Genomic DNA, 15593 nt, shown 5'->3' with positions numbered 1-15593 from the left:
CGTAAAACTCGCCTTACGTTTGCTGGGAGTTTAATAATTGATCGTTGAAAAACATTGTCAGTTAATTTGGGAATGAACTTTTTTGGATAGAGTCCTTTATTAAGACTAACAGGAATGTTTAGGTTAATGAGGACCCAAATCTGCCTCCCAGGTTGTAGGGGGATTACTACGACGCTCCTCAATCCCCGCAATTACCTCTCGCATGGCTCGCACATGCCGAACTTGTTTAGAAACGGTAGCATCCGCTGAGTGCGCGTGAAGACTGCACATCGATACACCACTGAAGCGTTCATGGCCCTTCACATCCGAAGCCGAAATCACTTCGTTGTAATTGAATAATACTTCCCTCGTCAGGCGAATCACTCTTCATCCTCCTTCCATCGATTTGTGCGAGATGATTTCATTGAAATTCGCCACGTTCAATCGATATATCGGCAATATTTTACATAATTCTGGATGGTGCTGGTCAAGCTAGAGGATAGGTGATGGGGAATGATTATAAAAAAGGAAAATTCACAACGAAAACAGATCGTTGAGCAACTAGGGAATGCATTGGATTTCCATATTCAGCCTCTTCAAATATGCGGAATCCATCTGGAAATGATCGCGTTGTCCAGTCTTGTGGACGTTGCGGCAACCGCCCGGCGTCTGTCGGAAGCCGGGCGGGAGCCTGCAGAGAATTGGCAAGCGCTGCTCGGTGAGCTTGGCGCGGAGGAAGCGCGCGATGGTTTGGTTCGCGGCCTCCTTGACGGCCGGACCATCATTTTACAGCCTGGCGGAACCGGAGCGGCTTGGGTGCAGTCGGAGGATCGGCATCTTTACCGTCCGGTCGGCACGCCGAATAATCAGAACATCCTCGTCTCTTCGCAAGCGGGATTCATCGAAGAGCTGTCAACCAATCTCGGACTGATCCGGAGTGAGCTTCGCTCTCAAGACCTGAAGTTTACGCATGTCGATATCGGCACCCGTGAGAAACGGCGGATTATAGTGCTTTCACTTGATCACGTAACGGATCCAGCTTTCGCGGCCGATATCGAGAAAGCGCTGAGCGCGCAGACGCACACTCCTTTCGTCTCTCTCCAGCAAGTTTCAAACTGGCTGTGCAGACGGCCCAAATGGAATCCGATTCCGTCCTTTTTCAAAACGGAGTCTCCGCACGAGGTCACCTACTTCCTGAAGAAAGGCCGGGTCGTTTTGTTAGTCGATGGTTATCCGGAAGCCATCGTCCTCCCTGTGGAGCTGCCCGACCTGTTCATTGCGGATACCGACCTGGAGTATACCCCCGTCATCGCGTTCATGATCGTCGCTTTCCGCATTCTTGGCGTCATTATCGCCATATCCGCTCCGGCGGCTTATGTCGCTTTGATATCGGTGAATCCGGACGTCATGAAGGTCGAGCTCATTTATTCCATTTCGTTGAGCCGAGTAGGCGTTCCTTATCCTTCACTGACCGAAGCGCTACTGCTCTTGTTCATTATCGAAATGCTGTTCGAAGCGCTTATTCGGCTGCCCAAGAGCGTCGGTCCGGCGATGACGATGGTCGGCGGCATCATTCTCGGACAAGCGGTCGTCGAGGCGAATCTGGTCAGCAGCTTGTTGATTATCATCCTCGCGGCTTCCACCATCGCCAATTTCACCGTCATCGGGTATAACTTTGCGCTCGTTATCCGGCTATGGCGGTATATAATGCTTCTCTTTGCCGCTATATTCGGGCCGCTCGGCATTGTGTGCGGGTTCTATATCCTCCTCTCGTTCATCAGCTCGGCTACGATTATGCGGCAGCCGATGATTCCATTCAGGCTAAGTATGAAAAAGGAGTGAACAGAATGAGCCGCGGAATCAGCGTTGGAGCCTTCTTTCTTGTACTACAATACGGACTATTTATGTTCGTGTACCCGCAGAGCATCATTCAGTCCCAGTCATCCGGCCATTGGCTTGTCATCGTCATCGGCTGGCTGATACAAGGAGCGCTGCTGCGTCTGCTGGTTGGAGGCTTGCGTGAGGACAAGACGGATCTGCTCGCCAAATTCCAGCATGCGGGAACATGGATACGTCTCTGTTTTGTTTGGCCGCTGATCATCTTCAACCTGATGGCCATCGGGGTCATGATCCGGGGGCATGCCCAAACGTTAAGCATGTTGTATCTGCCCTCCACGCCGCTTTGGGTTTTATTCGCGTTGCTGCTCGTCACCGCGCTGAGCATCGCTTATGCGGACAGCGATTCTCTGCTGCGGCTGGCGCTGGTGATTGGATGCTTCGGCATCCCCTTAATGCTGTTCTCCTTCCTTGCTGCCTTGAGGTACGGGAATTACCTTATGATTTTTCCGCTACGTCCGACGTTGGCTTTCCTGCATGAACCGAAAATCCTGCCTTCGATTATTGCCTTCGTCAACGTCTGCGGCTTGATTGGATTTTTCGGGCCGTATTCCGCATCCGCCAAACGCTGGCTTTGGGGAGCGTGGTTAGTTTCACTCTTTCTGTTCCTCGCAAACGTATATCTTCCCCTAAGCGTGCTCGGCCAGGAAGTTGTGGAAGATCTCCGGTTTCCTTTGATCGTGCTGCTAGACACGGTACGGGTAAAATGGTTTTTTTTCGACCGGATCTCATTATTCTATATCATGACGATCATGTTCAGCACGCTCATAAACCTAAGCGGCCTGCTATGGCTGACGAGACAGCTTGCCCTGAATTCGTCGTTCGTTCCAAGACTAATCACGAATCCGGCCGTCATGGCTTCGCTTGCAATCGTCGTCGCCTATTCCATTCCGACTTTGGAAGCGCTGGAACACCAATTGCGCTGGGGAGGACCCCTTCGTTTAGGGATGTTGCTGATCCTTGCGTTGATCGCGGGCTACTACCGCAATCGAACTAAGGTTGGGGGACTGCCGCGTGCCTAAACGATCGTTAAAATGGATTTGTTCCCTTTTCGTCTGGCTTTGTTGCGGCTTGCTGACCGGCGGCTGCTGGGACAGTCATGACATAAATCACCGCTCCATTCCGGTCATCATAGGCATATCCAAAGGGCAGGAAAAGGCTTATAAAGTTTCGCTGCAGATTCCCATCCCGGCAGAACGGAAGCTGACAGTCAAGGTCGTCTCGAGAGAAGCTTCCACGGTCAGCGCAGCGATTAACGCCATTCGAGTCGACGTCGAGAATTACATCGACCTGCTCAGCGTGCAACTCATTGTCTTCAGTCAAGAGCTCGCCCAAGCGGGACTTCATGAAGAACTGACCAACGTGATCCGGTCAAGGAATTTTTCCCCAAAAGCGCTGCTTGCCATCACGGACGGAGATATGGAAGAATTACTGACCAATTCCAATAATGCCATTTCGAACGATGTCACGACTTTCTATAAATTCTCGAACAAACGCGCCGGATGGACGCCTAGAACGACGAAAACCAGCTTGCTGGACGCATTCGCCGCGACAAGATCGTACACACAGGACACCATGATCCCCATCATTAAGCCAGGCCGAAGAACGGTGCTCGAATTCGACGGCTCCGCCCTGCTGAAAAAAGGGAAGATGGTCGGCCGGCTGAACGAAGAAGAGATTGTGGCGATAAACGTGGTAAGTAATAACTATTACGGCGCCGATGTCGAAGTAATGCAAAATGCGAGCGTCACCATTCGATCAGCCCATATCGACTGGCAAAGTAAGATGACCGGTAGCGGCCCGGAACTGCTCGGAAAGCTCTCCATTCAGGCTTCGCTTACGGAGTCGGAGGCCGTAAAATCGGCAAGCGAGCATGAGAAAGAACTACAAGTAGAATTCACGAAGAAGCTGGAGAACGTCACGAACAAGCTGGTAAAGTCCGGCTGCGATCCGATGGGGCTCGGCAACCACTTCAGAAGCAAAATCCCGTTCAACAAGCTCACCAACTGGCGGACTGAGTATTACCCTAAGCTGAAGATCAAATACAGCGTCCATGTCGTGATCAACAATCTAGGCGAACTGGTTCAAGAGGATTAGCTTCCATTGGCAGGCGGGGCCCTTGGCAAAAAGCACTTCACGAGGAGCAGCGGGAACGCTTTGGCAATAAATTGCCGCTATCGAGGTAGCGTGTAGACACCTGCATGCGCATATCCGTTACAAAGCGATTAATGCGTTTTCTCAGCACCTCTCTTAACTGGCTCCCGTCTGCATGAACCAAAAGCATAATTTGTTTTTTAATAGAAGGTTTTAGACTTCTTTATTAAATAACAAGGGGCAAGAGCCGTTAGTCCAGTAACTTACCCACATGCTCGAAGACAGACTGTTGATTTTTCATGTGTGTTTGTCGATCCCATAAGGAGACCACAATTTCATCTTGAATTCGCGCCACAGGTAAACTCCTCCCGAACTAATATCGGTCAGATCGACATCGAGCCCTAGTATGCTAGTCTGTTGTACTATGGCACTTGGCCCGTCCGCTACTGCCGTTCCGTCTTCTGAACACCTACATATTGTGGCAACTAGGAGGTGCGTAAGTGCCAATACACAAGTTACGGAAGCCGAATAGGTGCTTGAGGAAGTGCGATTGTGTCGTACGAAGGAAGAGACGTTGCCGGAAGAGGATTAGTCAGAAACAGTTCGAGCGTCTAACGAATATATTGCAAGGAGTTCAAGAAACACTGTCCGCTTCGCTTCAGAGCGACGATCTGGTACAAAGCCGCCCGCTTCTTCTGCAATTCATGAGATTAGAACACTTTCTGTCTACTGCCCATTTATACCGTCAGTTCATTTTGCTTAAGCTGCTGCGCAAGACGATTCGGTTGCTGGCGAATTTCAATGTCGTGAAAATCGATAAAATTAACCTGCTATTACAGATCTTCAACCAGCTGTTCATTACCCTTTCACTTAACCTAAGTGTGGCCCAGATTGAGATCATCAACAACATCATTACCAACGTGACCATCTTACTTGAGGGTTCGGAAGGACCGACAGGGGCAGCAGGGCCAGCAGGCCCGCAAGGACCAATTGGACCGACTGGACCAGAAGGGCCGCAAGGACCAATTGGATTGGCTGGACCAGAAGGGCCGCAAGGACCAATTGGATTGGCTGGACCGGAAGGGCCACAAGGACCAATTGGATCGACTGGACCGGAAGGGCCGCAAGGACCCACCGGACCTTTAGCTACCCAAACAAATGGTTTTATCGTTAACTTTACGACGACCGGACTTATTCCTCAAGGAACGGGAATTCCTTTAGATACCAATTTTTTATTGTCTCCGGGCATTACCCATACACCGGGTTCATCTGTCATTAATCTTGAAAGCGGTATTTACTGGATTGAGTACACCACTAAATCCTCAGCTCCCACAGCAGTTTTTGTATCGACGAGAGCGGTTCTTAACGGTACTTCGATCCCTGGGGCTACTGTCGTAAGCCCCACAACGACTTCCGGCAACTTCCAAACTTTAAGTTCGGGCTTTATTGTTGATGCACCTAATCCTACCAACACATTGGAGATTGCTGCAGATTCCTTGGGAGGGAATATTTATAATTCCCAGTTCCCTAACATCCCGAACGTATCTGTGAGAATTGTGAGAGTCGCTTAGCTTCAAAAGATTAGTATAACGAAGATCTTCTGGGTAATCCGTAACATTGAATATCTAGGCAGTGCGGTCTAATCAATGTAGACAAACATTACAATAAAAGTGCCTAACAGAGGCGTTGTAAATAGCACTTTCTGTCGTAGTGTGACTAAGTCGGAATCTCAATAAAACAAATCGGTTGAGAAATCCAAGGGGAACTACCTACTTTTGGATTTCTCATCCGATATTATACAGCGTCAGCTTGCACAATTGAGTATGAGCTTCGAATCATTCTTGCGCGTATTCCATATGCACTTGAAATGGCATTCATGTAACATATCTAGCTGGAGTTGTCCTGCAAATCTACATCATCCGTCATATCGATCAGCCATTGATACGTGGCGCATGCTTTCTCTTCAGTAGCGATATCTTTATAGAGGTCCGCGATAACGGATTAAAGATCCGTTCTATTTTCATTGGTTTTGTTAAAGGTTTTTATATATCAATACTTATTATTATCTTTAGGTTTTAAACGAGACCTAATAAATTTTAGGTCTATCAGCCCCAAAATTATCGCAACAGCTAGACCAACTAAAATATTTCCAGAAAACGCCGTGTACAATCCAAGTGCTAAAAAACCGATCAAACGAATTGCCTCGATAATTTTTTTATATTTGAGCATTTTGTCTCTCCATTTTTCATTTGAATTATTACTAATTATAACAATTTTTGCAACTTATTCCTAAAAACAAATTTAATTTTAATAAGACTGAAGTAAAGGACATGCTCGCCATGTCGATGACAGGAAGCATGTCCTTTTTTCACATCAAGCTCCGCATGTTTAGGTTACAACTCTCGGGTCATAAAAGTGCTGTAAGGATCGAGTGAATAATCTGCAAATGGGCCGCACTCCTCAAATCCGAAGGCCGTGTACAGCCGTCTGGCCGGCTCGAACGACGCCATCGAGCCCGTCTCCAGGCTCAGTCGCCGGTATCCCCGCCGCCGGGCCTCCTCAATGATGTGGGACAAGATGGATCGGGCCACGCCTTTACGCAAGTGGGCGGATGCGGTCCGCATCGATTTGATCTCGCCGTGGCCAGGATCGAGCTCCTTCAATGCCCCACAGCCAAGCAGCTCTCCCTGCTCCCATGCGCTCCAGAACGTCACATCCGACCGCCGCAGCCCGTCCAAGTCTAGGGCGTGCACGCTCTCCGCCGGCGATTCCTCCGCCATGCCTTGAAGATGCTCGTGGATCAATGCGGCTATTTCCGGCCCGCTTAAATCGTCCAGCCTAATTTCCATACCCTTCACCTTCACTCCGTTGTAAGTTTCATCTCTTGTGCTGTGATCATTGTACAGCCGGACGAGCTTGAGAAAAAGGTAATCTTCTCGGGAAACATTTCCCCTTTCGTCAGATGTCATGTTTTCTCGTTCCGCAATCGCGATGGATCAGCCGCTGTTAACCTTCCCCTTTAAACCAGATGTCCTTAAAATCTACCCACCCGGCAGCATTCAACCGTACGCCCTGCTGCGCCGGATGGGACAGCACCCGGGCCTCGTTGTAGGTCAAATAGACAGCCGTGCCGCGTTCGATCAACCAGGTCTCCAATCGCTGAAACGCCTCGTCCCGGGCTTCCGGTTCCGCCTCCTGAAGCAGCCGCCCCACAAGCCTGTCTACTTCCGCCTGAATTCCGGGCTCCAGCATGCTGCGAATGAAGCTGTACCGGGACAGCAAATATTCGATCTGTCGGAGCAGCCCCTCGCTCAGCAGCGCCTCGAACAAGATCAGGTCCGCCTCCCGGAGCCGCTCTTCCTTCATTAATTCCTCCCAGGGCAGAATATGAACGTCCAGCCGGATTCCGGCCTGACCATATTGCTGCTGAAGCCAGTAAGCCGCTTGTTCATGACGCAGGTACGCATACAGCTTCAGCCCCTCTCCGCCATACCCGGCCCGTTCTAATTCCCTGGATGCCTCTTCCGAATCATACAGCGAATCAGCGGCAGCCGGCTGCGGGTCAAGATGAAAACCGAGGCAGGGGAAGGCATGCGGGTACCCCAGCTCCCGGACCATACGGCTCCGGTCAACCGCAAGTGCAAGTGCCCTGCGGAAGGAATCGTTTTGCAGAATCCCCGGCTTCGCGAGGTTCATTGTCAGCATGCTGCATCCGGTGACGAGACGGCTGCGCCGCCATGTCTTCAGCTCCTGGCGGTTGGCTTCCCCCGTCTCGACGACCAGTACACCCGGATTGTTCTCCACCGTCCATACTCCGCCGGTATCCGGGATAATCATCACTTCGATACGATCGATCAGGCCCCGGGCCGCATAATAATCCGGGAAAACTTCGAGCACGCACATCCCCGGCGTAAGCTTAGCGATCCGGTAAGAGCCCGCCCCGACAGGCAGGCTTGAGGGAGTTAGTTCAATTGTTTCCGTTAGTGGAATCTATTTTTGCGATGCTGTTTTCTAGACCTGCCGCCTTAATCAAACTGTTTTTCAAAGCTCCAACCTTCATAAGTACCATATTTTTTACCGTACATGCTCATGAGGTGCGTCTGATAACCAATAAGTGCTAAGGCTTCTATTTTAGTAACTATAAATCTGACCCGGTCATCCATTTTGGAAATCTGATGAATCGAAAATGACGTGAACTCGATTTCTTTTGCAAACTCGTCAGCGTATTCCAACGGAATTGCGAAATGATGTGATATGTGACACGTATTAACTTGTTTAAGATTGATTCCGGAATCAGTAACTTTCTTGTTGTTAAGTTCCCATCGAGTCTTTTGTTCTTCATCCGTTTCGATGACACCGGCGAGTCCTTCACCGAAAAGATTGTCAATTTCGTATCGGTTAAAATCCAAAATCCATTTTCGATGTAAATAGTAAAGAGGCGAAAGTGTACTTATTTTGGAACTAAAGACATCGCAACCACGATCGTCATACATGTGAAACAAGATGCCTTTTGTTTTGTTATACAAGTAAATCCGACCGTCGGCACTCGGTTTGCGCATGAAGTCGGTATTCTCAATGGATTCAAGTACATACGACTTTTTGATTTCTTTCGCTTTAACTTCAACGGACCATTCTTTAGTGTAAAATTCGTCATCAGTCTCATCAAACTCATATGGTAAAGTGCTCGATCACGTGTGCTTCAACCGTGTTAGGAAGAAACGCTTTAATCGTACTTTACCTATCCGTTTTTCATTCATACCATAGCTGGTGCGATGTATAAAAATCACATCGTCTTCAGGTTCGAAAATTGTATGATAAGTGGCACTCACGCGACGAAGACTTTCGTTCCGATACGCCTCTTCCGTCAAGCTTTCGAGTCCTAATTCAAAACGGATATAAGGACCTTGAGCTTTAATTTCTTTTACAATATTCATTGAAGTTTTCCCTTTGCTTTTAATCACCATTTTACCATGTCGCATTGACCAATATCCTTAATGTTTGGATTTGGCTCTCCAGCCCATTATTTTAACAAAAATGGCAACTGATCAGCTAGTCAGTCACCATTACGTTGTTCTCAGCTAACGTCTCCCGTCCCTCGGTTTTAAGGGTTTATCTCACATATACTCACTCATTCGCAGGATTTCTACATCTTGATTCAGGTTTATCTTAAGTATGAATTGGTATAGTACTGTTTGGGCTTTCGGTCGGGCATGCTGAAACAGAGGAACCATTAGGAAATATCCCCCAATTAGTTACTACTGCATGCATACTCCACTTCTCCCCTGGAGGTTCACCCTCCCAAATCTCAACGGGTCACTGCCCTTACATTCCTTCGTTATACCTGTCCAAGGTGTGGAGACCGATAGCGTTTAGCGGATGGGTCTGGCCCTTATGGGAAACGAACTCGGTCCTCCGTGCTTTCTTTGTGAAATCCTGCGAATGAGTCAATATACGTGAATACTAATAAAACTTAAGCTGCTTCTCCCCAGGCTAGGATGGTTTTCTCGGGCGTAAACTTTTCTCCTCGCTGAACCATACCAACTAAAATGCGTGCTAACTTCCCGATTAATTTAAAGATGGATTGCTGCTTCTTCATCTTCTTTACTTGCAAATTATGCTCATGCAGGTAACGGAAAACGGGATTATTCCAAACGAGCCGAACCGTTGCAAGGTAGAGATATTTCCGTAAAGCAGAGTCACCTCGTTTTGAAAGAACAGTCCTATTATACAAAAAAGCCCGAATCCACAAGGGATTCGGGCTTTGACATCATAACCAATTTTAGTGACATTTTATATTACAAGATGTGACATATGATATTACAGCGGACATTCATTCATCGAGAGATTTTCGCTTGTTTTTTATTCAATTGCACTTGCTATAACCGCAATTGCTGCATTGTTTGCAGCCCTCGACATTGATCAGCGATGCTGATCCGCAGGACGGGCATAAGTCGCGAGAGGTAACCTCGCCATGCTTATGCGAGTCTTCGGCTGCCGGCGCTGCGGCAACGGCTAAAGAAGGAGCCGCGCTTACCGGTTCAGAAGCAGCCGCCTGCTCATTCGTGCTCTCGATATGAATCTCCAGCGCCTTCGCAACAGCGTCAGCGATGGATTCTACCCGATTGGCTCCGAAGCCGATAGCGCCCGTGCCGCCAATGCCTTTAAGATGCTTGATCAACAGCTTCGCTTTGTTGCCGTGATCTCCGTAGCGGAGGAACAAGGAGCATACGCGGCCAAGCGCTTCCGCCATCGCAAACACGTCGGAGCCCGCTTTGCCTACGTTCAGGAAGATTTCGCCCGGAATACCGTTCAGATCGTTAATCGTGATATACGCCATGCCAAACGGCGTATTTACTTTATAGGTTGCCCCGCGAAGAATTTGCGGGCGGCGTTTATACTGCTTGTCGAATTCCTGCTCCGCATGCGGCGATACCTTCGCGTTAAGCGTCGTATTCAGCGTCTCGAGTTTATCCTCTTCTTTCACTGCTTCCGCTGCCGCAGCTGCTTCGCCAGCCGCATCCGGCTTGGCATCGTCTTTCTTCGTCGACAATACTTGAACGTCGCGGCTGCCGTCGCGGTAGATCGTAACGCCTTTACAGCCCAGATCAAAGGCCATCTCGTACAGCTCTTTTGTTTCTTCAACCGTAAAGTCGCTAGGACAATTCGCCGTCTTCGAGATCGAGCTGTCTACCCAGCGCTGAATCGCCGCTTGCACGCGGATATGATCCTTCGCGGACAAATTCATCGCCGTTACGAAATAATCCGGCAGCTCTTCGCCCGGATGCGCATCCTTCCATGCCTGCGCGATTGGCACCAGCTGTTTGTCGAAGCCGAGACGGCTTTGACGGAAGTATTCGAAGGCAAAGTAAGGCTCGATGCCTGTCGATGTCCCCACCATCGTACCCGTGCTGCCCGTCGGAGCTTGGGTAATAACGGTAACGTTGCGCATGCCTTTGGCCAGCACCGCTTCGCCTACCTCCGGGAATTCCGCCACCATGTTTTTCATAAAGCCGCTTTGCAGGAACTTCTCCGCGTCAAACGCTTCAAACGAACCTTTCTCCGAAGCGATCTCCGCCGAAGAGAGATAAGCCTCTCTTGCCATAAAGCCGTATATTTTATCGAGGAACAGAAGGGATTCAGGGCTGCCGTAACGGATGCCAAGCTTGATCATAAACTCGGCAAGCCCCATCGTGCCAAGGCCTACGCGGCGCTCCTTCTTCTGGTTCTTCTCATTTTCTTCAAAGTGATAAGGCGTCGTGTCTATGACGTTGTCGAGGAAACGAACGGACCACTGGGTTACCTTAGCCAGCTCCTCCCAATTCACGTCGTGCTTGCTCTCATCGTAAAATTTGGACAGATTAATCGCGGACAGATTGCAGACGCCCCAGCCCGGCAGCCCTTGCTCGCCGCAAGGATTCGTGCAAATAATCGGGTTGAAATACCAGCTGTTCGACATCTGGTTGTAATACTCCATAAAGACGACGCCGGGTTCAGCCGATTTCCATGCCGATTCGATAATCGTATGCCAGACGTCGCGCGCGCGAACCGTTTTATAATGGACAACCTTCTTGCCCAGCTTTCTCCAGGCATCCAGATCGCCGTTCCACAGCTCGTCGTAATCGGTTTCCTTGGTATCCGGGAAGACAAGCTCCCAATCCAGGTCTTCCTTCACGGCTTTCATAAAAGCGTTGCTCACGCATACCGACAGATTCGCATTCGTCACTTGCCCCATCGTCTGCTTGACGGTAATGAAATCAAGCACATCCGGATGCCAGTCGTTAATCATCAGCATAAGCGCGCCTCGGCGGCTTCCGCCCTGCTCAATCAGACCGGTTGTATAGCTGAACAAACCGCCCCAGGATACGGCACCGCTGGAGGAGCCGTTAACGCCCGCAACAATCGCCCGTCGAGGACGCAGCGAAGACAGATTGATTCCCACGCCGCCGCCGCGCGCCATGATTTCGGTCATTTCGGACAGAGTTGTCATAATTCCGCCGCGGCTGTCCTTCGGCGAAGGAATAACGTAGCAGTTGAACAACGTCAATTCTTCGCTGGCGCCGGCACCGGCAGCAATACGGCCGCCCGGAACGAGCTTCCAGTCATCGAGAATATAACGGAACCTTTCCGTCCAGGCGCGCTGCTTTTCTTCGCCTTTCTCGGCGCCAGCCATCGCACCCGCCAGACGGTCCCACATTTCTTCCGGAGTCTTCTCTATAGTAAGCGTGAGCTTCTCCACGCTGGATGTCACGGTATCTCCGCTTCTTAGCTTAACGGTCACCTCATCGCCGCTGCGTCCGATGACTTCCCCAACCTCCTTGGCCGGGAATTTTGGATCATCCTTCGTCAGGACCAGTACGACATCCCCTACTGCCGTATTCTTTGTGTCCGCGTTTTTCCATGCATAACGGTCCAAAAATATTTTTTCGCTAAGGCCTTCCAATTTCTGCGTCATTGCCATCCGATTGGTCCTTCCTCCCATGTCCCTCATCTCGCATACACACCTCTTATCGCATGTGTCGGGCACCATATATTGTGTGTACTGCTTATTATACTATACTACATATCGGTATCCACAGCTGTTTTTACCTATTTCGCCGCTTTTCTCCGCTTACATTGGCTATTCTCTTTCTATTGCTTGTCTTATCGCTAATTTTACTGCTTATTTACTAAGATTTGATGAAAAAGGTCATACTATTGACAACTATCTCTATTCGCAAAAGGAGCTGCCTATCGTGACCTTTACTATGAATGATCAGGCGAATGTGAATCCCGCCTCTACGGAAGCTAATACGGTCCGGCGCAAGCTTCATCCGCTTGTCGACCTGCAATGTGACCGCACCTGGTTCGACGAGCTTCAGAACCGGGTCGCCAAGAACGGTCCATGGGATGATTGGACGCTCTATCAGCTGACCATGGAAGCCGAGCAAGCCAAGCGGGTCGACAGCTTTGAGCAGCTGCAATGCTTGCGCACGCTCCCATCGTTCGAGCCGATGCCGCATCAGGTGGATACGGCGCGCAAGGTGGTTCACGAGATGGGCGGCCGCGCTATTCTCGCCGATGAAGTCGGACTTGGCAAAACGATCGAGGCCGGACTGGTCATCAAGGAATACATGGTGCGCGGTCTCGTCCGGAAGGCTCTTATTCTTGTTCCCGCTTCCCTCGTCCTGCAGTGGGTGAGAGAGCTGAATTCGAAGTTTGGCATCTCCGCCGTCGCGCAAAAGAAGGAGCATACCTGGCAATACGATGTTGTCGTCGCCTCCATAGACACGGCCAAGCGTGATCCGCACCGCGAGATTATTCTGGGCCAGGATTACGACATGATCATTATCGACGAAGCGCATAAGCTCAAGAACAAAAAGACGACAAACTACCAATTTGCCCTCCAGCTCCGAAAAAAATATTGCCTTCTTCTGACGGCAACTCCGATTCAGAACGATCTGGATGAGTTATATAATCTTATCACGCTTTTGAAGCCAGGCCAGCTAGGCGGTCAAAGCGAGTTTGCAGCGAACTTCGTGGTCGACAAACGCCTGCCGAAAAATGAAGATCAGCTGCAGGATGCGCTGTCCACCGTCATGATCCGCAACCGGCGCGGAGACGGCGGCATATCGTTCACCAAGCGCGTCGTGAAAAATATTCCGCTGGAGCTGTCCTCGGAAGAGAAGGCTCTCTATGACGCGGTTACGGCATTCGTTCGGGACCGTTACAAGGAAGACGGCGTAGATATGATGAGCATGCTCCCGCTAGTTACGCTGCAACGCGAGGTATGCAGCAGCCGAGACGCCGTGTTTATTACGCTTGTTAATCTGTTCAAGAAGACGGCCGAGGATTCCCCGATCCGTCCGAAAATCTGGGAATTGGTTGAATTTATTAAACAGATCAAAGCCAATACAAAAGCCGAAAAAGTAATGGAGCTTATTCAGCAGATTAACGACAAAGTCATCATCTTCACCGAGTACCGGGCATCGCAGGAATACCTGCTGCAGTTCTTCCGCTCGCACAATATATTAGCCGTGCCGTACCGGGGCGGCATGAACCGCGGCAAAAAGGACTGGATGATGGATCTGTTCCGCGGCCGCGCCCAAGTGCTTATCGCTACCGAAGCCGGCGGCGAAGGGATCAATCTGCAGTTCTGCCACAACATGATTAACTTTGACCTCCCATGGAATCCCATGCGCGTCGAGCAGCGGATCGGCCGCGTTCACCGGCTTGGGCAGAAGGAAGACGTCAAAATCTATAATCTGTGCACGCTCGGGACCATCGAAGAGCATATCGTTAACCTGCTGCATGAGAAGATCAATCTGTTTGAGCTTGTCATCGGGGAACTCGACCATATTCTGGAACGGTTCGAATCGGATGCCGGCTCCATCGAGCAGCAGCTGGCACGAATGCTGCTCGAATCCGAGGGAGACGCCGTTCATCTGGAACAAAGGCTGAGTCATCTGGGTTCCACCCTGTCCAAGCTTCGTGATGAGACGGAATCGCCGGAGACGCCCCAAGGGCCAACCATCCTCTCCCAAATGACCGCGCTGGGCCAGAAAGTCGAGGTGAGACCGTGAATTCCAAGCAGGTTCATAAATATGTACAGCGTTTTCTTGAGGCTACCCAATGCTCGATACTGGAGAAGTCGCCTGCTCACTTCACGGTTAAGCTCTCTCCTGCCGCCGACCGTGAACTGACGAACCGCCCCTTCTACTGGAGCTTTGTTGACCGTACCGGCTCCGAACCGGAGACAATGACTTATCTGTTCGTCACCGACAAGGAGAAATACGAGGAGGAGTTTGCCGCGCCGGCGGCTGCGCCAGCACCGGGCCCGGTTACGAATGCGGTGGATGCGGCGCTAAACCGCTCCTTCGGCTTCGTAAACAACAACTTGGCAGGCGGCATCCGTACGCCAAGGGAAGATCTCTATTTCGGCTCCCGCAAGCTGGAGCAGCTGTTTGGCGCAGCCAAAAACTCGGGCAGCTACGTGAACCTGTTCCAGGAACCGGAAAGGCGGTCCAGCACTCCGTTCCAATCGACACCCTACACCGCCTGGCTCGGGGTTAATATGCGCGTCGAATTCGCGTGCGACAGGAAGCGCGAGGAAATTCACAGCTACGGCGTCTCTCTCGCAACGGGATTGGTGGTCGAGAATTTCTACGACCGGCTTAAAAATTTGAAGCTCACGCCGCGGCTGCCCTCGAATATCCATTTGACCCGCAACGGCCTGTCCTATGCAAAGGCATTGGGCGTTATCGAGACAACGCTGGAACGCAAGCTCAGAAATTACGACTATGCTTGGGCTGCCGATGCTGCGGCAAGGCTGGAGGAAGAGCTCGACAGAATCCGGCATTATTACGATCCGATGATCAAGCATGCCGAAGAAAATGCCAAGGAAGCCATCGAAGAGCAATTCAACCAGCGCCAGACCGAGATCAAATGGCAGTATGAACCGCGGGTGACGGCTTCCGCCATTAACTGCGGTATTTTCCACCTGGAAGGCATTGAATAGAGACAATCAGACGGCATTCGCATCAATACGCCAAAAATAGAACGACCGATTGATCTGCGCCCGCGACAGGTTCCAACAGCCTTCTGCGGGCTTGTCCCATATAATGAGATCATGTCAGAAACGGATGCAA

General features: G+C 50.4%; 9 protein-coding genes and 3 pseudogenes. 6 read left to right on the top strand and 6 right to left on the bottom strand.

The genetic code is table 11. From position 1 onward, the window contains the following. Nucleotides 1-492 precede the first annotated feature (492 nt). The 4 genes from FHT67_RS08665 (at nt 493) to FHT67_RS30330 (ending at nt 5540) form a co-directional block, all read left to right on the top strand. Nucleotides 493-1821, top strand: a complete 1329-nt coding sequence (locus tag FHT67_RS08665) for a spore germination protein (protein WP_167197435.1) — start codon at nt 493-495, stop codon at nt 1819-1821. Nucleotides 1822-1826: 5 nt separating this feature from the next. After that, nucleotides 1827-2897 (top strand): GerAB/ArcD/ProY family transporter, encoded by a 1071-nt coding sequence (locus tag FHT67_RS08660; protein ID WP_167197432.1) that lies wholly within the window; start codon nt 1827-1829, stop codon nt 2895-2897. Continuing rightward, entirely contained in the window at nt 2890-3972 is a 1083-nt protein-coding gene (locus FHT67_RS08655; RefSeq protein WP_165930639.1) for a Ger(x)C family spore germination protein, read from the top strand. Before FHT67_RS08660 ends, FHT67_RS08655 begins: the two co-directional genes overlap by 8 nt. 701 nt (nt 3973-4673) lie before the next feature. Then, on the top strand, nt 4674-5540 hold the full coding sequence (locus FHT67_RS30330) for a collagen-like protein (RefSeq protein WP_167198383.1): 867 nt from the start codon (nt 4674-4676) through the stop codon (nt 5538-5540). Nucleotides 5541-5868: 328 nt separating this feature from the next. Here FHT67_RS30330 and FHT67_RS08645 read toward each other — a convergent pair. The 6 genes and pseudogenes from FHT67_RS08645 to FHT67_RS08620 form a co-directional block, all read right to left on the bottom strand. Beyond that, nucleotides 5869-5964 (bottom strand): annotated as a pseudogene (locus FHT67_RS08645) (manganese catalase family protein); the annotation flags it as partial. A gap of 398 nt (nt 5965-6362) precedes the next feature. Continuing rightward, complete coding sequence (locus tag FHT67_RS08640) at nt 6363-6818, bottom strand: GNAT family N-acetyltransferase (protein WP_167197429.1); 456 nt, start codon at nt 6816-6818, stop codon at nt 6363-6365. A gap of 157 nt (nt 6819-6975) precedes the next feature. Next, nucleotides 6976-7920 (bottom strand): ABC transporter substrate-binding protein, encoded by a 945-nt coding sequence (locus FHT67_RS08635; RefSeq protein ID WP_208403238.1) that lies wholly within the window; start codon nt 7918-7920, stop codon nt 6976-6978. Nucleotides 7921-7994: 74 nt separating this feature from the next. Further along, nucleotides 7995-8903, bottom strand: a pseudogene (locus FHT67_RS30660) (DUF3885 domain-containing protein). A gap of 536 nt (nt 8904-9439) precedes the next feature. Continuing rightward, a pseudogene (locus tag FHT67_RS30655) lies at nt 9440-9685 on the bottom strand (IS110 family RNA-guided transposase); the annotation flags it as partial. Between the two features lie 147 nt (nt 9686-9832). After that, nucleotides 9833-12427 carry an adenosylcobalamin-dependent ribonucleoside-diphosphate reductase gene (locus FHT67_RS08620; RefSeq protein ID WP_167197420.1) on the bottom strand — a complete coding sequence of 865 codons (2595 nt, stop codon included), beginning with the start codon at nt 12425-12427 and terminating at the stop codon, nt 9833-9835. A gap of 286 nt (nt 12428-12713) precedes the next feature. Here FHT67_RS08620 and FHT67_RS08615 point away from each other — a divergent pair, with 286 nt between their 5' ends. Both FHT67_RS08615 and FHT67_RS08610 read left to right on the top strand, forming a co-directional pair. Then, a complete protein-coding gene (locus tag FHT67_RS08615; RefSeq protein WP_132307169.1) occupies nt 12714-14528 on the top strand; it encodes a DEAD/DEAH box helicase in 1815 nt (604 codons plus the stop codon). Then, the gene (locus tag FHT67_RS08610; protein ID WP_167197417.1) at nt 14525-15463 is read left to right on the top strand and encodes a YqhG family protein; all 939 of its coding nucleotides are present in this window, start codon (nt 14525-14527) and stop codon (nt 15461-15463) included. Before FHT67_RS08615 ends, FHT67_RS08610 begins: the two co-directional genes overlap by 4 nt. Nucleotides 15464-15593 lie beyond the last annotated feature (130 nt).

Source organism: Paenibacillus sp. BK720 (assembly GCF_011761545.1).
In the GTDB taxonomy this organism is placed as follows: domain Bacteria; phylum Bacillota; class Bacilli; order Paenibacillales; family Paenibacillaceae; genus Pristimantibacillus.
Note: the sequence above shows the minus strand (reverse complement) of the source record. Positions and strands in the feature narration are given on the sequence as shown.